17 protein-coding genes are annotated in these 15,564 nt (G+C 58.3%); 3 read left to right on the top strand and 14 right to left on the bottom strand.

The genetic code is table 11. The features are described from left to right. Window positions 1–338 precede the first annotated feature (338 nt). Window positions 339–2,477 carry an anaerobic ribonucleoside-triphosphate reductase gene (gene nrdD, locus ABLU73_RS20480; RefSeq protein ID WP_004206513.1) on the top strand — a complete coding sequence of 713 codons (2,139 nt, stop codon included), beginning with the start codon at window positions 339–341 and terminating at the stop codon, window positions 2,475–2,477. 310 nt (window positions 2,478–2,787) lie between these two features. Then, on the top strand, window positions 2,788–3,252 hold the full coding sequence (gene nrdG, locus ABLU73_RS20475; RefSeq protein WP_032456904.1) for an anaerobic ribonucleoside-triphosphate reductase-activating protein: 465 nt from the start codon (window positions 2,788–2,790) through the stop codon (window positions 3,250–3,252). Window positions 3,253–3,255: 3 nt separating this feature from the next. Here nrdG and ABLU73_RS20470 read toward each other — a convergent pair whose 3' ends face one another. The 14 genes from ABLU73_RS20470 to pmbA all read right to left on the bottom strand — a co-directional run bounded on the left by ABLU73_RS20470 (window position 3,256) and on the right by pmbA (window position 14,618). Beyond that, window positions 3,256–3,537, bottom strand: coding sequence for a type II toxin-antitoxin system RelE/ParE family toxin (locus ABLU73_RS20470; protein ID WP_108433176.1), 282 nt, complete (start codon window positions 3,535–3,537; stop codon window positions 3,256–3,258). Beyond that, on the bottom strand, window positions 3,527–3,769 hold the full coding sequence (locus ABLU73_RS20465) for a type II toxin-antitoxin system RelB/DinJ family antitoxin (protein WP_101839288.1): 243 nt from the start codon (window positions 3,767–3,769) through the stop codon (window positions 3,527–3,529). The genes ABLU73_RS20470 and ABLU73_RS20465 overlap by 11 nt, the downstream gene beginning before the upstream one ends. 77 nt (window positions 3,770–3,846) lie before the next feature. Next, complete coding sequence (locus ABLU73_RS20460) at window positions 3,847–5,757, bottom strand: PRD domain-containing protein (protein WP_101839286.1); 1,911 nt, start codon at window positions 5,755–5,757, stop codon at window positions 3,847–3,849. A gap of 22 nt (window positions 5,758–5,779) precedes the next feature. After that, on the bottom strand, window positions 5,780–6,931 hold the full coding sequence (locus tag ABLU73_RS20455; RefSeq protein WP_101839283.1) for a lactonase family protein: 1,152 nt from the start codon (window positions 6,929–6,931) through the stop codon (window positions 5,780–5,782). 67 nt (window positions 6,932–6,998) lie between these two features. Further along, window positions 6,999–7,739, bottom strand: a complete 741-nt coding sequence (locus ABLU73_RS20450; protein WP_004206507.1) for a KDGP aldolase family protein — start codon at window positions 7,737–7,739, stop codon at window positions 6,999–7,001. Continuing rightward, window positions 7,736–8,854: a DgaE family pyridoxal phosphate-dependent ammonia lyase gene (locus ABLU73_RS20445; protein WP_048294063.1), complete on the bottom strand. Its 1,119-nt coding sequence runs from the start codon at window positions 8,852–8,854 to the stop codon at window positions 7,736–7,738. Before ABLU73_RS20445 ends, ABLU73_RS20450 begins: the two co-directional genes overlap by 4 nt. Continuing rightward, entirely contained in the window at window positions 8,838–9,971 is a 1,134-nt protein-coding gene (locus tag ABLU73_RS20440) for an amidohydrolase/deacetylase family metallohydrolase (RefSeq protein ID WP_264924185.1), read from the bottom strand. Before ABLU73_RS20440 ends, ABLU73_RS20445 begins: the two co-directional genes overlap by 17 nt. Before the next feature lie 112 nt (window positions 9,972–10,083). Then, complete coding sequence (locus ABLU73_RS20435) at window positions 10,084–10,728, bottom strand: DUF4310 family protein (protein WP_004206504.1); 645 nt, start codon at window positions 10,726–10,728, stop codon at window positions 10,084–10,086. A gap of 13 nt (window positions 10,729–10,741) precedes the next feature. Further along, window positions 10,742–11,518 (bottom strand): DUF4311 domain-containing protein, encoded by a 777-nt coding sequence (locus ABLU73_RS20430; protein ID WP_002886897.1) that lies wholly within the window; start codon window positions 11,516–11,518, stop codon window positions 10,742–10,744. Between the two features lie 21 nt (window positions 11,519–11,539). Beyond that, a complete protein-coding gene (locus tag ABLU73_RS20425; protein WP_004206503.1) occupies window positions 11,540–11,839 on the bottom strand; it encodes a DUF4312 family protein in 300 nt (99 codons plus the stop codon). 2 nt (window positions 11,840–11,841) lie between these two features. Then, complete coding sequence (locus ABLU73_RS20420) at window positions 11,842–12,204, bottom strand: SFCGS family glycine-rich protein (protein WP_348850411.1); 363 nt, start codon at window positions 12,202–12,204, stop codon at window positions 11,842–11,844. Between the two features lie 10 nt (window positions 12,205–12,214). Further along, a complete protein-coding gene (locus ABLU73_RS20415) occupies window positions 12,215–12,553 on the bottom strand; it encodes a PRD domain-containing protein (RefSeq protein ID WP_004206500.1) in 339 nt (112 codons plus the stop codon). A 289-nt stretch (window positions 12,554–12,842) separates the two neighbouring features. Further along, window positions 12,843–13,229, bottom strand: coding sequence for a cytochrome b562 (gene cybC, locus ABLU73_RS20410; RefSeq protein ID WP_002886893.1), 387 nt, complete (start codon window positions 13,227–13,229; stop codon window positions 12,843–12,845). Window positions 13,230–13,265: 36 nt separating this feature from the next. Continuing rightward, the gene (gene pmbA, locus ABLU73_RS20405; RefSeq protein WP_017900576.1) at window positions 13,266–14,618 is read right to left on the bottom strand and encodes a metalloprotease PmbA; all 1,353 of its coding nucleotides are present in this window, start codon (window positions 14,616–14,618) and stop codon (window positions 13,266–13,268) included. A gap of 95 nt (window positions 14,619–14,713) precedes the next feature. Between pmbA and yjgA the strand changes: the two genes are divergently transcribed. Further along, complete coding sequence (yjgA, locus tag ABLU73_RS20400) at window positions 14,714–15,265, top strand: ribosome biogenesis factor YjgA (RefSeq protein ID WP_004206498.1); 552 nt, start codon at window positions 14,714–14,716, stop codon at window positions 15,263–15,265. Window positions 15,266–15,564: the final 299 nt, after the last annotated feature.

Below are 15,564 nucleotides of genomic sequence, written 5' to 3'. Positions count from 1 at the left end.
GGCGAACGCCAGGCATTTTTGCTTATTTTCCAGCCAGATAAATTTACATTTATCGCCAGCGCCCATCATCCGTACTCTCACCTTTTTACCTTGTTCTGGGTCAATAAAATCGCAAACATCTTTGATGCAAATCACTACATATAGAACTTAAAATGCGTCCCGGCCCTACATGTTGTATTAATCGTCTATTATGTCACCATATCTTGTCGATGTCTGGCGGTGATGAGATGTGGATAAAACGGGCCGGATCTGAAGGCAAACAGCACGAGCCGTAGCGCGCAGCGCCTTCGGGATAACCTCCGCCTCTGTGGATAACCTGTTCTATATATGGAGTGATCATGACACCGCATGTGATGAAACGTGATGGCTGTAAAGTGCCGTTCAAGTCAGAGCGCATTCAGGAAGCAATTCTGCGTGCAGCTAAAGCAGCGGGAGTCGATGACGCAGACTATTGCGCCACCGTCGCAGAAGTCGTTAGCCAACAAATGCAGGGCCGCGCCCAGGTCGACATCAATGAGATCCAGACCGCGGTGGAAAACCAGCTGATGTCCGGCCCCTATAAGCAGCTGGCGCGCGCCTATATTGAGTATCGCCATGACCGCGATAGCCAGCGTGAGAAGCGCGGCCGCCTCAATCAGGAGATCCGCGGCCTCGTCGAGCAGACCAACTCCGCGCTGCTCAACGAAAACGCCAACAAGGACAGTAAAGTCATCCCGACCCAGCGCGACCTGCTGGCCGGTATCGTCGCCAAGCACTACGCCCGTCAGCACCTGCTGCCTCACGATGTGGTGATGGCCCACGAACGCGGCATGATCCACTATCATGACCTCGATTACTCGCCCTTCTTCCCCATGTTTAACTGCATGCTGATCGACCTGAAAGGCATGCTGACCCAGGGCTTTAAGATGGGCAACGCGGAGATCGAGCCGCCGAAGTCTATCTCTACCGCCACCGCGGTGACAGCGCAGATCATCGCCCAGGTCGCCAGCCATATTTACGGCGGCACCACCATTAACCGCATCGATGAAGTGCTGGCGCCGTTCGTCAGCGAAAGCTTTAACAAGCATCGCAAAATCGCCGAAGAGTGGCAGATCCCGGATGCCGAAGGCTATGCCCGCGCCCGTACCGAAAAAGAGTGCTACGACGCCTTCCAGTCGCTGGAGTATGAGGTTAACACGCTGCATACCGCCAACGGTCAGACGCCGTTCGTCACCTTCGGGTTCGGCCTCGGCACCAGCTGGGAATCGCGGTTGATCCAGCAGTCGATTCTGCGTAACCGCATTGCCGGCCTCGGTAAAAACCGTAAGACCGCGGTGTTCCCGAAACTGGTGTTCGCGATCCGTGACGGCCTGAACCATAAGTTCGGCGATCCGAACTACGACATCAAACAGCTGGCGCTGGAGTGCGCCAGCAAGCGCATGTACCCGGATATCCTCAACTACGACCAGGTGGTGAAAGTTACCGGGTCGTTTAAAACGCCGATGGGCTGCCGCAGCTTCCTCGGGGTGTGGGAAAACGAGAACGGCGAGCAGGTGCACGATGGACGCAATAACCTCGGCGTTATCAGCCTCAACCTGCCGCGCATCGCCCTGGAAGCGAAAGGCGACGAAGCCGCCTTCTGGGCGCTGCTGGACGAGCGCCTGCAGCTGGCGCGCAAAGCGCTGATGACCCGTATTGCCCGCCTGGAAGGGGTAAAAGCGCGCGTGGCGCCGATCCTCTATATGGAAGGGGCCTGCGGCGTGCGACTGAAAGCCGACGACGACGTCTCCGAGATTTTCAAAAACGGCCGGGCGTCGATTTCGCTGGGCTATATCGGTATCCATGAAACCATCAATGCACTGTACGGCAATCAGCACATGTACGACAGCGAGGCGCTGCGCGAGAAGGGTGTGGCCATCGTCCAGCGCCTGCGCGACGCCGTCGATTTGTGGAAGGAAGAGACCGGCTACGGCTTTAGCTTGTACAGCACGCCGAGCGAAAACCTGTGCGATCGCTTCTGCCGTCTCGATACCGCCGAGTTTGGCGTGGTGGAAGGGGTGACCGACAAAGGTTACTACACCAACAGCTTCCACCTCGACGTGGAGAAGAAGGTCAACCCGTACGACAAGATCGATTTTGAAGCGCCGTATCCGCCGCTGGCCAACGGGGGCTTCATTTGCTACGGCGAATACCCGAACATCCAGCACAACCTGAAGGCGCTGGAGGACGTGTGGGATTACAGCTATCAGCATGTGCCGTATTACGGAACCAATACGCCGATCGATGAATGCTACGAGTGTGGTTTCACCGGCGAGTTCGAGTGCACCAGCAAGGGTTTTACCTGCCCGAAATGCGGTAACCACGACGCCTCCCGCGTTTCCGTTACCCGCCGGGTGTGCGGCTACCTCGGTAGCCCGGACGCGCGTCCGTTCAACGCCGGCAAGCAGGAAGAAGTGAAGCGCCGCGTGAAGCACCTGGGCAATGGGCAGATCGGTTAAAGAACAATGCGCTTTTCCCGGATAGCGGCGCGCAGCGCCTTATCCGGGCTACCACTGCCTGGTGAGTCGTAGCCCGGCCGAGCGCAGCGACGCCGGGAAATGGCCGCACTCCTCCGTTTTCGCAAAGCAAATAACGTCAGAGCAAGGCGGCAAACGAAGGGATCCCAGACAGCCAGGTGGGTTTCCTCAAATCAGTTGGCGTTGTAGCAAGGCGGCAAACGAGTAAGTCCCGGGGAGCTTACTGGAGTAAGTGACCCGGGCGAGCGAGCGCAGCCAACGCCGCTGCAGCGGCAAATGAGAAGAGGAAACAATGAATTACCATCAGTACTACCCGGTAGATATTGTCAACGGCCCCGGCACCCGCTGCACCCTGTTTGTCTCCGGCTGCGTCCACGAGTGCCCAGGCTGCTACAACAAAAGCACCTGGCGGGTGAATTCCGGCATGCCCTTCACGACCGAGATGGCCGACCGCATCATTGCCGACCTCAACGATACCCGCATCAAGCGCCAGGGGATTTCACTCTCCGGCGGCGATCCGCTGCATCCGCAAAACATCGCGGAGATCTTAAAGCTGGTTCAGCGCGTGCGCGCCGAATGCCCCGGTAAAGATATCTGGGTCTGGACCGGCTATAAGCTGGAAGAGCTGAATGAGGCGCAGATGCAGGTGGTGAACCTGATCAACGTGCTGGTCGACGGTAAGTTTGTGCAAGATTTAAAAGACCCGGCGCTGATCTGGCGCGGCAGCAGCAACCAGGTCGTGCATCATTTGCGATAGCGTTTAGAGCCGTTTATTCGCCTGATGATAAACGGCCGCTTTCTCTCTTTTGCCAATGGCAATAACGTAAACCACCACCACACTATCTCGTACTTGATACACCAGCCGATAACCTGACGCCTTAAGCTTGATTTTGTCGCAATCCGGCAAATCGCTCAGCCTGGCCGACTCAATTCGCGGATTCTGCACAATCTGCTGGAGCTTATTTTTGAACTGTTTTTTGACCGTCTCGCCAAGCTGCCATTCGCGCCAGGCTCGTGGATCAAACTCCAGTTCATAGGTCATCCAGACTCACCTTAACCCCCGGCCGTGGGTTTTCCAGCCGCTCGCGGACGGTGCGTAATAATGCCGCTTCGCTATCGCTGATAGTCATACTTTTCACCGGCATGCGGCCATTTTCCGCAATGTATTGAAACAGCAGGCGTACCGCCTCCGTTGGCGTCATATCGAGTTTCTCCAGCACGGCATAAGCCTCTTTTTTGAGTTTATCATCCAGTCGAACGTTGAGCGTGGCCATTATGCCTCCAGAAAGGGATATTTTGTAATGCATTATAGCATTACATTTGAATTACACTCGAATCTGGAAAACGCCTCTCAAAACCGGCTGACGCATTCCATCGCCACCATTTTAAACTCATCGAAGCTGCGGGTCGTGGCGAGGCGGCTCATGGCGCGCTCGCGCAGGAAAGTCACGAAAATATCGTAGATCGCCATCGCCTCTTCATACTCGCGCTTGCTGATAGCGAGCAGGAAGATGATATGGGCGGTTTCGTCCCCCCAGGCGATGCCCTGCGGGGCAATAACGGTATAGACCACCGTCTTTTTCGCCAGCAGACCCAGGGAGTGCGGCAGCGCAATACCGTCGCCGAGCATGGTGCTGACGATCGCTTCACGCTCCACCACCGAAGCATGAAACTCCGCATCGACGAAGCCTTCCTCCAGCAGCTGCTGACACAGTCCGGCGAACAGCGTTTGCTGATCCATCGGCGTGTCGATCACCCGGAAATGGGCGGCATCGAAGTACTTATTCAGCATCCACGGACGGGTGCGGTCCACCAGCACCAGCTTGCCGATCTGATCCAGTTGATAGTCAGTGGGGAACGGCGCGATGGTCACTACCGGCTTGTCTTTTTCGCTGATCCGCACCGTGGAGATAACAAAATCCGCCTCGATCGCGTCCCGCTGTTCGTACTCGCGCTGGGAAATAGTGGCGGCGATCTCCAGCTGCGGATATTTGCGCTGCAGGATCGCCTCAATCATCCGCACCATCGCATTGCTGGTATCGCACACCAGCAGCACCTGCGGCTGACGCTGGTAACCGATGTTGTAGTGGCGCTCCAGCCCGACGCCGATATGCAGCACCAGAAAACCGATTTCGTTTTCGCTAATGGTATAAGGCGTGTATTTGCCCCAGCTGGAGACCGCGGCGAGGGTCATATCCCAGGCCATCGGGTAGTGCTGTTTGATGTTATCCAGCAGCGGATTGGGGATCATGATCTGGTAGCGTACGCGGGTGATCATGGTCTTTATGTGGGTCAGCAGATCGGCGTGCAGCTGGGCATCGTCCAGCAGATTGTAGTTATACTGGCTGTTGATGTAGCGCAGGATGTAGTTGACCAGCGCTTCGTCATCGTCGGCGCTGATGGTTTCCGGGTCCACGTCCTGTACCTGACGGGCGGCGATATGCACGCACAGCCACTCTTCTTCCGCGGGCGATAAAGGTTTACCGGCCAGCCGCTGCAGTTCGCCCGCCAGATCGCGCGCGGCATCACGGACGTTCTGCGCCACATCTTCAGCACTGAAATCCGCCAGCGGGTAGCCTTCGCTGACGCGGCGCACCACCACCGCCCCGTACAGGCAGATAAAGCGCTCGCCGACGTCGGTGAGGCGAATATGGTGCCGGGTTAGCGTCTCCTGCAGCACGGGCTCCAGCAGCGCAGGCACCTCCGCGGCAAAGGCCTCGGCGCCGATCGGCGGCGCGATACCGCCCTGCTGGGCCAGCTCCCACAGCAGGTCGGTGAGGCAGGCGCGAACCGATACCTCGCTGCCAAACAGCTTCATACCGTGGCGCGGGCGGGTTTCAAGGGTGAGCTGATAGCGCTGGAAGCGCTCGCGCACCTCGACCATATCGTTCTGCAGCGTGGCGCGGCTGACGAACCACTCATCCGCCAGGTCTTCCAGCTTGATGGAGAACGCCGATGTCAGAAAACGCACCAGCAGAAACGTGATGCGATCCTGGGCGGTACGCGGGACATGCTGCGCCTTCGGCGACGTCTCCTCCAGTGTCTGAAAGCTCGCCGGGTTATCAATTTTCAGCTGATAACCACTGCCGCGGTTAAGGATAAACTGCGCGCCATACTGCGCCAGTAGCGCATTCAGGGCGGTAATATCGGCGCGCACGGTACGGGTGGAAACCGACAGGCGTTGCGCCAGCTCATCCTGCGGCAGCGTTTCATTCCGCAGCAGGGTGAAGAGTTGCGCTAAGCGTTGGTTGGGAAATCGCATGTCAGTTCCTTGTGGTTACGGCTCAGGGTTGGGCGGATATCACCATCTGCGATGGGCTGCCGACCGGCGTGTAGTCTGAGACAAAGGTCAATTTGCCATCCTTCGGCGCCACGCTGAAGCGGGTAATATTATCGCTACGCTGGTTCATGACGTACAGCCACTGCCCCTGAGTATCCAGGGTCAGCGTGCGGGGGTAATCTCCGCGCGTCCAGATATCCTCCTGGTGGCTCAGGCGGCCATCGGCCTGCACCGTAAAGTGGGCGATGCTGTTATGCAGACGGTTGGCGACGTACAGCTGTTTGCCGTCGTTGCTCAGCGCCAGACCGGCGGCAAAGCTGGTGCCCTTATACTCTTTCGGCAGCGCGGAGACGGTTTTGCCTTCGCGCAGCAGACCGCTTTGCTGATCCAGATGATAGAAGGTCAGCGTCGACGCTTCTTCGTTAATCAGCCACAGGCCGTCGCCCTTTGGCGTAAAGACGAAGTGGCGCGGGCCGGCGCCCGGCGACGAAGCGGCGATAAATGGCGGTTCGTTCGGCGTCAGCTTGCCGCTGGCGCTATCCAGCCGGTACTGATAGATCCGATCCAGCCCCAGATCGGTAGAGTAAACGTATTTTCCGCTGGGATCGGCGGCGATCATATGGGCGTGCGGGCCATTGTGATCGCTGATGGCGAAACTGCCCTCGACGGCCGCCGCCGGGCGTTCGGCCCCTGCCGGGCCTTCATCCTGATGCCTGTCCACCGCCTCACCCAGGCTACCATCTTCTTTGACCGGTAGCACGGCGATGCTGCCGCTGACGTAGTTGGCTACCAGCAACTGTTTACCGTTTGGCGTCAGGGAGAGATAAACCGGCCCGGCGCCGCCGGAGGCGACCTGATTGAGTGCGGTCAGCTCACCGTTCTTCTCAATGCGCCACGCCTGCACCACGCCTTTCTCCACCTCGCTGGCGGCATACAGCGTTTTGCCATCGCGCGAGACGGTCAGCTGCGCGACGTTCGCCAGCGAGCTCACCAGCGCCTTGTCCCGCAGCGCGCCGGTTTGGCCATCAACGGTAAAGCGGTACAGACCTTCGCCATTGGGATTATAGGTGCCAATCCAGGCGTAGTGGGTTTGCGCGGCGGCGCCGGCGGCAAGCAAAGACAGTGAAGCAACAAGCAGGTGACGAGCGGTTGGCATGGTAACTCCTTGATGGTTCGGTGGGATCAGTTGCCCCTCATCCTTTGATGGGTGAGGGGCAAGGGCACTACTTCACTAACTGTTTGGTCATCTCCAGCAGCTGGCGAACATCGGCCGGGCGGGTGTTGCCGCTGGCCTTATCGATAATCGAGCTGTAGATATGCGGGATGATTTTGCTTACCCCGGCATCAAGGGCGATTTTCAGGATCTCGCTGTAGTTTTCCAGATCGATACCGCCGGTCGGCTCCAGCCAGAAATCGTGCGCGGCGCAGGCTTTGGCCACTGCTTCGAACTCGTCGCGGTGCTTCAGGCCGCCCATCGGGAAGTATTTGATGGAGCTGCCGCCCATATCTTTTAACAGCGCGATGGCGGTTTCCAGCGGCACAATCCCATCCGCCGCGCCGCTGCTCAGCGGGCCGGTGGAGATCTTCACCATCCCCGGGGTGCCGGTGGGCGAGACCAGGCCGTTGACCACCGTCTCGTTCTGCCCGAGCAGCGCGCGGCTGGTGGCCACGCCGGTGAAGACCTGGTTGACGTGCTGCGGCTGCACCTGGCGAGAAATCTCGCTCACCATCGCCGACTGATTCGGATCCCCCGCGCCCAGCCCGACGGAGAGGGCGTTATCAATCAGCTTCGCGTAGTCGCGCATATCGGCCACCGCGCTGGCGACGTCCGGGTAATTTTTGGAGAGCACGCCGACCAGGACATGACCTTCCGCCGCGTCGTAGATTTCCCGAGCGTTGTCTTTGCTGCCCGCCAGGACGTTCAGGCACACGCGGTCACGGTAAAAGTTTGGGGTCAGTTTCATGCTTGTTTCTCCTTGTGCAGAACTTCCGCGATGCGACGGGCGACCACCGCCAGCTGCTGTGCGTTAACGCTGCGGACATCGGCTTCGATAATGCCTTCATTCGCTTTATAGCCGCGGAAGTAGATGGCGTATTCGCCTTGCTTCAGCGCGTTAACCAGATCGCCGGTCTTCACGCCGGTCACCGCTTCGTCGAATTTGATTTCGGCGCGGGCGATATCGCGGCCGGCGCTGTCCCATACCACACGGGCAGTGACGCCGTTGAGGGTGTTGAGCTGTTCGATAAACGGCGTCATCTTCGTCACCATCTCCTCACCGCTCTCTTTGCTCGCCGTCAGGTAGTGTTCAATGGCGCAGGTCAGGCCGAGGATCCCCTCTTTCCCCACTTTCATCGCCCGGCCAATGCCCATCGACTGGCGTTTAACCCACTCAACGTACTGCGTTTTGCCGATCACCAGCCCGCTGGTCGGCCCTTCAATCGCTTTCGCGCCGCTGTAGATAACCAGGTCGGCGCCCATGCGGTAGTAGCACTGCAGATCTTCCTCCGCCGCCGCGTCGACGATCAGCGGTAAATGATGCTGACGCGCTACTTCCGCGGCCTGCGCGACGTTGAGCATGCTTTTCTGCACGCAGTGGTGGGATTTGATGTAGAGGATCGCCGCGGTGCGCGGGGTGATCGCCGCCGCCAGCTGTTCGGCAGAGCATTCGTTGGCGTAGCCCGCTTCCACCAGCTTACCTCCGCCCAGCGCCACCATGGTGCCGACCGGCGCGCCGAAGTTGACGTTGTGGCCCTTCGGCAGGACGATTTCGTTATTCTCTATCGGCGTAACGTGCAGGTTCTCCAGCAGCCAGTCGCTGTCTTTCACCAGCACCGCCGCCACCGACTGGGCAATCCCTGCCGACGCGCAGGAGACCACGGTCGCCCCTTCCACGTCCAGCAGCCTGGCGATGTACTCGCCGGTCTTATTCACCAGGTCTTTCATTTCAAAGTACTGGTTCATACCGGCCATCGCGGCTTCCACCACTTCCGGGCGCGGCGTGGAGACGCCCAGCGCCGTCATCCGGCCGGAAGTGTTAATAACTTGTTTTAAATGGTATTTTTCAAAAATCGAAGGCATGTTCCGCGCTCCCTTGTTCGGTCAGATAGCCTTTGCCCGCGCGGATCGCGGCCAGCGGCACCAGAATGTTGTCTGCCTGGAGGCTCTCTTTTTCGGCATCCACCAGCAGCGTAGGCTGGCGCTCCAGGCGAAATAGCGTTAGATCGGCGTCGAAACCCACTTCCAGCCGCCCTTTACGCGACAGGCGCAGCCCCTCGGCGGCGCTGACGGTCACGCAGTCAATCACCTGCGGCAGGGTCATGCCGATAGCGAGGAATTTCGACATCACCAGCGCCAGCGAACGTACCGGGCCGTCGATGCGGTTGCGGCAGTAAATATCCGAGCTGATGGTGTGCGGCAGAATGCCCAGCGCAATCGCCCGGCGCGCCACTTCAAAGCTGAAGCTGGCGGTACCGTGGCCGACGTCAAGGCGCATGCCGCGGTGCAGGGCGCGGGTAATCGAACTGCGCAGTTCGCCGGCAGGATTCAGAATGCGGTTCGGCTTGCCGTTATAGCAGTGGGTAACGATGTCGCCGCGACTCAACAGCTCGGCAATTTCATCGAGGTTCGGCGGATTATTGCCGATGTGTACCATCAGCGGCAGATCGCCGTTTTCCTGCTGCATAGTCTTGGCGCGCGCCAGCGGCGTAATGCCGTTTTCCCCCACCACGCTGCTGCTCATCCGCGCTTTCAGGCCGACGATAAAGTCGGGATGGCGCTGCACCGCCTGCTTCACCGCCTCGGCGTCGATATTGGCCATATTGGCCAGTTCGTTCTGGGCAATCAGCCCGACGCGGGAGATATTGAGCAGGGCATAGACTTCCGTCACCGCTTTGCGGGTTAACTGGTAGAAGTCGTCCACATCGTCGGCGCCGGTGCTGCCAGCATCAATCACGGTGGTGACGCCGGTGGCGATGCCAACGCTGTCCGGCTCATCGTGATATATCGGCGAATTTGGGTAGCAGTGAACGTGGGAGTCAATCCAGCCGGCGCTGACGTAGCTGTTGCCCTGCAGATCGATGGTTTTACGGGAGGGCGCGCTAATCTCGCCCAGCGCCGCGATTTTCCCGTCCTGAATGGCGATATCAGTCAGGGTATCGTCGACGAGGCGCGCGCGGCGCAGGAGTAAATCAAACATAGCTATCTCCTGATGAAAGAGTGAATCTGTTGCCGGATGGCGGCGTACCGCCTTATCCGGCCTACACATCGCGCTGACCTGTAGGCCCGATAAGCGCAGCGCCATCGGGCGATTAGCTAATCGCCACCGGGAAGATCGAGCCAAGGATCATCGCGCCGAGGATGGCGCCACCGGTGATCGGTTTCTGCCAGATGTAGAACAGCAGTGCGCCAACCAGCGAGCCGATCCCGATAGGAATCGAGGCGGTCATTGCGCTGAGGATAATCAACGGCCCCAGGAAGCGGCCGGAGGCGTTACCTGCGCCCATCATCACGTCGGCGCCGTAGGTGGAGTCACTCTGGTTGATGGTGAACTTACGCGCCAGAATGATGATGTAGCCCACCGCCAGGCCGAGGATCAGGCCGGTTGCCAGCGAGGCGGCGAAGTTCGCCACCGGGAAGACAAAGCCCGCGCCGAGCAGCAGCGCCGGGACGCCAAGACCGATCCCGGTCTGAATAGCGCCGCCGATATCGAGGATCCCCACCAGCGACCCTTCGATGATGCGGGCGAACAGGAAGCTGGCGCCAAACGCCGCCACCGCGCCGTAAACGCCGGTATCAATCCCCGACTTCAGCATCGCCACGAAGGCGACTTCGTTAAAGGCGCCGATGCCGTACAGGTAGTACATGTGGGTCCCGGCGAAGACGCCGGAGGAGAGCAGGCCAACGAAGATCGGGAACGACCAGTCGGCATACCAAAAACCTTTATTCTGTTCCATTACCAGGCTCCCGTTATTTGCCGCTGAGTGAGTTGTGGATCATGTCCAGCCAGTTCGGCACGGTCAGATGGAAGGATTCGATCATCTTCATGTCGAAGCCGCGGAAGAAGCCGCTGAGGACGAACAGGGCGACAATGGCCACCATCATCACTTTGGTGACCCGGTTCCAGCCGCTCTCTTCAACGCCTTTGCCGATCAGAATACCCAGCACCAGCCCCGGTACGGCGTTGCCCATAATCAGCTGCGCTGCGCCGCCGAAGATGGTCGCCCAGAAGCCTGATTTTTTACCGGCGTCGATCGCCGCCAGCCAGAAGATCACCGGCATCACGGTGTTCACCAGCAGGTTTGCCGCCGGTACCAGTACCTTAACCGCGGTCACCTGCAGCGCTTCCGGTACGGACGAGGCGGTAAGGTTGAGGAAGGCGACGACAATCATGCCGATGATGCCGCAGGAGATGGCCATTTTTTTCGGATCGTGCAGCGTTTCGCCGACGTTACGATTTTTCAGCATCAGCGCCGCCGCGCCCCAGTTGGGGATAATGCGGTGGTCAACATCCTGGGTGAAGGAGCCTGCTGCAACGGAAGAGGCCCAGGCGTTAAAGAAGAAACCGAGGCCAAAGGAGAAGTGGGAAGCCGGATCGCCCTCACAGGAGTTCAGCTCGCCCAGGGTTCGAAACGCCCCCATCCCCTGGGTGGTAGGGGCATGAAACATGCGTGCCGCTCCGGCGCCCACGCCGACGCCGACCAGGCCGCCGATGATAAGCGATTTTATTAAAATTATCAGGAACATAGTCAGACCCTTTGCTAACAATCAGGTTTGCGTGACGAAATCCACTTTATCGAGATCGATGGCGGTCACGTTGACGGTGACGTCCAGCTCCACGCTGTAGGTCCGTCGTTCACGGCGCAAAAAGAAAAACAGGAAGGCCTCTTTTCGTACCGCTTCGCGCGCATGAACAACCGTCACGTCCTGTGGCTCAATACGCAGCAGAATGTGCGATGAGGTTTTCATCACCGCAGCCTGCACATGGTTCAGGGCATCGGCGAAGGCCCGTGATTTGCTTTCGCCTTTGCCGGCAACCCTCACCGTGGTGGTGAATTGCTCTTTCATACTTATGCGCCGTATTTCTTTTTCCAGGCTTCTACCAGGCGCTCGCCCAGCTCTTCTTTATCCATAAAGCCGAAGCCCAGCACGTTGCAGCCTTCGTTGATGGCGGTGACGCCCTCTTCAACAGAACGCATGCCGTATTTCGCTTTGTAGCCGTATTTGGTCTGGGCGGTGATGGCGCCGGCGCCGCCGCTGCCGCAGAAGGAGATGCCGAAGGTGGCGTTTTCCGCTTTCATCATGTCACCAAGCTTCATGTCGGCAGCAACGCCAGGGACGACCACTGCGCGTGCGCCGGCTTTCTCTGCGCCTGCGGCGACCTTTTGGCCTTTACCCATACGGTCGCCAATAACTACGGTGATTTGTTCCATGTTTTGCTCCTTACAGGTTTTCTTTTGCGACTTCGAAGTGGACGGAGAGCAGCCAGGCCTCTTCATCGGGCAGGTTGCCGAACTGCGCGACCACTTCGCGGGCCAACGTCATTGAATCTGGTGAAATCTCTTCGAACAGGCTGGCATCCACTTCCGGCAGCGGTTCGCCGCTGATTGACCGGTGGGCCATCGCCCGCACGTGGGAAGTCAGCATTTGCTCCTGAACGTCGTTAGGGACGATGCCGTGACGGCTTAACAGGGCAAAAACCTGCTGCAGCATCTTGTCAGCCAGGCGTTCGGTCTGCGCTGCCTGCTCCCCTACGTCGTGTATTACCGCTCCGTTATTCACTTCTGATACCCCGCTGATGTCTCTGGGAATCAAAGTAGCGCCGGGGGATGGGAGTTTGTAGCGAGTTGTTTTCCACTTCGAAGTGGAAAGGGAGACGGCAGGCGTGATCGACACCACATATTCACTGGAAAAATGAAAAAACAGCAATTATGGCGTGAGACGTATCACAACAATGCGCGCGAATGAGCCGCCCGCGGCTGCGGAAAGGCCGGAAAAAGAAAAGGGAAAAATGTGATACAGGTAGGTTTTCAGGCAGGAGACATCGGCTGATGCCTCCCGAAAAGAACAGTTAGCGGTACTTCTTATGGTAGGTGTTGCGGGTGGTTTTAAACTCCTCCGCGGCGGCCTGCGCCTCTTTCACCTTGCCTTCATTCGCCAGCTTCAGCGCGCCGTCGATCTGGCCGATCAGAATATCCAGACCGTGACGGTAATCTTTCATCTCAGCGCTGTCGGCCGCTTTGCCTTCCAGCTTCGGCGGGGTCTCTTTCTGGGCATCAACCGCGGCGGTACGCATCTTATTCAGCGCCGCTTTCAGCTCGCCGGCGTCGGAGGTTTTCTGTACCACTTGCAGGTTTTCTGCCAGAGTGTCCATGTCTTCGCCCAGGTCGGCGAAGGCCGACGCTGAACCGAGCGCAAAAGCAGAGACAGCCAGCATCGCTAACAGTTTTTTACGCATTGCTCACTTCCTTTTTATTATTTAAGCAAACAGGTGTTATTGTCCGGCGATTTTCATCTCCGGCAGCAGCACAGAACCACACTGAATGTTGCTGCGCGTTTCAATATCATCGCCAATGGTCACGATATTACGCCACATTTCTTTCAGATTTCCTGCAATGGTGATCTCACTGACAGGATATTGAATTTCGCCATTTTCTACCCAGAAGCCGGATGCGCCGCGTGAGTAGTCTCCGGTGACGCCACTGACACCCTGCCCCATCAGTTCGGTAACCACAAGACCGGTGCCCATCTCTTTAAGCATCTTTGCAAAACTCAGGCCGCGGCCGTTAATGCGCCAGTTATGGATGCCCCCGGCGTGGCCGGTGCTTTTCATCCCCAGCTTGCGGGCGGAGTAGTTGGTCAGCAGCCACTGGGTCAGTACGCCATCTTTGACGATATCGCGACGCTCGGTGCGCACGCCTTCGCTGTCGAAAGGCGTGGAGGCCAGCCCTTTCAGCAGGTGCGGATGCTCTTCAATGGTCAGCCACTCCGGCAAAATTTGTTTGCCCAGCGAATCGAGCAGGAAGGTGGATTTGCGGTATACCGAACCACCGGCAATCGCTCCGACCAGGTGGCCAAACAGCCCGGTCGCCACTTCGTTGGCGAAAATCACCGGCGCCTTCATGGTCGACAGCTTACGCGGCGCCAGGCGCGACAGGGTGCGGCGGGCGCACTCTTCCCCGACCCATTCCGGGGATTGCAGATCCTCGATTGCCCGGCCAATGGTGTAGGCGTAGTCGCGTTCCATATCGCCGTCATCTTCCGCAATGACGCAGCTGGAGAGCGAATGGCGAGTCGAGCAGTAGCTTTGCAGCATGCCATGGCTGTTGCCGAACACTTTGATGCCATAGTGGCTGTTAAAGCTGCCGCCTTCGGTGTTGGTGATGCGTTTATCGGCCTTCAGCGCCGCTTGCTCCGCGCGGGCGGCCAGTTCAATGGCGTCGTCCGGGGAGACCTCCGCCGGGTGGAACAGGTCCAGATCCGGGGCGTCAAAGGCCAGCAGCTCTTTATCGGCCACGCCGGCAAACGGGTCCGGGGAGGTATAGCGTGCGATATCCAACGCCGCCTGCACGGTACGGGCGATGGCGTCCGGGCTGAGATCGGTGGAAGAGGCGCTGCCCTTGCGGTTCTGGTGGTAAACCGTGATGCCTAACGCCCCATCGCTATTGAATTCTACATTCTCCACTTCGCCATAGCGGGTGCTGACGCCGATGCCTGTCGTTTTGCTGACGGAGACTTCTGCGCCATCGGATTTACCTGCCGCCAGTTCCAGCGCCGTGGTCACGGCCTCTTCCAGCGTCTTACGTTGCTGGGCAACTTGAGAGATCACTTTCATTGCTAATGCCATAATGTAAGAAGGAGTTAACTGAAGTCTAACAGAGAACCGTTTTTCAGTGCGCGCCTTAACTGGTAACATTAGCCTCTTTTTTTAAGGAGCCTGAGATGACAAAGCAGCCCGAAGACTGGCTCGACGACGTTCCCGGTGATGATATCGAGGATGAAGACGATGAAATTATCTGGGTCAGTAAGAGTGAAATTAAGCGCGACGCGGAAGAACTGAAGCGTCTTGGCGCTGAACTCGTTGACCTGGGGAAAAACGCGCTGGATAAAATTCCGCTGGATACTGACCTGCGCGACGCCATCGAACTCGCCCAGCGAATCAAAAAAGAGGGTCGCCGCCGCCAGCTGCAGCTTATCGGTAAGATGCTGCGCAATCGCGATGTCGATCCGATTCGTCAGGCGCTGGATAAGCTAAAAAACCGCCACAACCAGCAGGTTGCGCTGTTCCACAAGCTGGAGCAGATTCGTGACCGACTGATTGACGACGGGGATGACGCCGTAGCTGAAGTGCTGAACCTGTGGCCAGATGCTGACCGTCAGCAGCTGCGTTCCCTGATCCGCAATGCGAAGAAAGAGAAAGAAGGCAACAAACCGCCGAAATCCGCGCGCCTGATCTTCCAGTATCTGCGCGAACTGGCGGAAAACGAAGGCTAATCCCCGCCGCTTTTGCCGCACAAGTCACCCGGATGGCGGCGCGCTGCGCCTTATCCGGGCTACTCCGCTGTTTCCGGCGTTGTGCCGGATGGCGGCTACGCCTTATCCGGCCTACCTTCCCCAGCTACAACGCCAACATCGCGCCAGCAGGGGGTTCCCGCTGCATCTCCTGAGTCCCCCTAATCCGCACAACGATACTTTTGTTTATTGCCTCACCACCGCTGAATCGTTAAAGCTAAAAGCAATGCAGATCACATCTTGTGGTGATAATTAATCATGCCTTAGCACAATAATACGAC

Source organism: Klebsiella sp. GG_Kp175, from assembly GCF_040062325.1.
In the GTDB taxonomy this organism is placed as follows: domain Bacteria; phylum Pseudomonadota; class Gammaproteobacteria; order Enterobacterales; family Enterobacteriaceae; genus Klebsiella; species Klebsiella quasipneumoniae.
The sequence above is the reverse complement of the archived record's forward strand: the minus strand, read 5'-3'. Positions and strand labels throughout refer to the sequence as shown.

What these genes read in the sequence shown, in the direction of transcription:
- nrdD (WP_004206513.1), top strand. Translation starts at nt 339, where the DNA reads ATGACACCGCATGTGATGAAACGTGATGGCTGTAAAGTGCCGTTCAAG.
- nrdG (WP_032456904.1), top strand. Translation starts at nt 2,788, where the DNA reads ATGAATTACCATCAGTACTACCCGGTAGATATTGTCAACGGCCCCGGC.
- ABLU73_RS20470 (WP_108433176.1), bottom strand. Translation starts at nt 3,537, where the DNA reads ATGACCTATGAACTGGAGTTTGATCCACGAGCCTGGCGCGAATGGCAG.
- ABLU73_RS20465 (WP_101839288.1), bottom strand. Translation starts at nt 3,769, where the DNA reads ATGGCCACGCTCAACGTTCGACTGGATGATAAACTCAAAAAAGAGGCT.
- ABLU73_RS20460 (WP_101839286.1), bottom strand. Translation starts at nt 5,757, where the DNA reads ATGCGATTTCCCAACCAACGCTTAGCGCAACTCTTCACCCTGCTGCGG.
- ABLU73_RS20455 (WP_101839283.1), bottom strand. Translation starts at nt 6,931, where the DNA reads ATGCCAACCGCTCGTCACCTGCTTGTTGCTTCACTGTCTTTGCTTGCC.
- ABLU73_RS20450 (WP_004206507.1), bottom strand. Translation starts at nt 7,739, where the DNA reads ATGAAACTGACCCCAAACTTTTACCGTGACCGCGTGTGCCTGAACGTC.
- ABLU73_RS20445 (WP_048294063.1), bottom strand. Translation starts at nt 8,854, where the DNA reads ATGCCTTCGATTTTTGAAAAATACCATTTAAAACAAGTTATTAACACT.
- ABLU73_RS20440 (WP_264924185.1), bottom strand. Translation starts at nt 9,971, where the DNA reads ATGTTTGATTTACTCCTGCGCCGCGCGCGCCTCGTCGACGATACCCTG.
- ABLU73_RS20435 (WP_004206504.1), bottom strand. Translation starts at nt 10,728, where the DNA reads ATGGAACAGAATAAAGGTTTTTGGTATGCCGACTGGTCGTTCCCGATC.
- ABLU73_RS20430 (WP_002886897.1), bottom strand. Translation starts at nt 11,518, where the DNA reads ATGTTCCTGATAATTTTAATAAAATCGCTTATCATCGGCGGCCTGGTC.
- ABLU73_RS20425 (WP_004206503.1), bottom strand. Translation starts at nt 11,839, where the DNA reads ATGAAAGAGCAATTCACCACCACGGTGAGGGTTGCCGGCAAAGGCGAA.
- ABLU73_RS20420 (WP_348850411.1), bottom strand. Translation starts at nt 12,204, where the DNA reads ATGGAACAAATCACCGTAGTTATTGGCGACCGTATGGGTAAAGGCCAA.
- cybC (WP_002886893.1), bottom strand. Translation starts at nt 13,229, where the DNA reads ATGCGTAAAAAACTGTTAGCGATGCTGGCTGTCTCTGCTTTTGCGCTC.
- pmbA (WP_017900576.1), bottom strand. Translation starts at nt 14,618, where the DNA reads ATGGCATTAGCAATGAAAGTGATCTCTCAAGTTGCCCAGCAACGTAAG.
- yjgA (WP_004206498.1), top strand. Translation starts at nt 14,714, where the DNA reads ATGACAAAGCAGCCCGAAGACTGGCTCGACGACGTTCCCGGTGATGAT.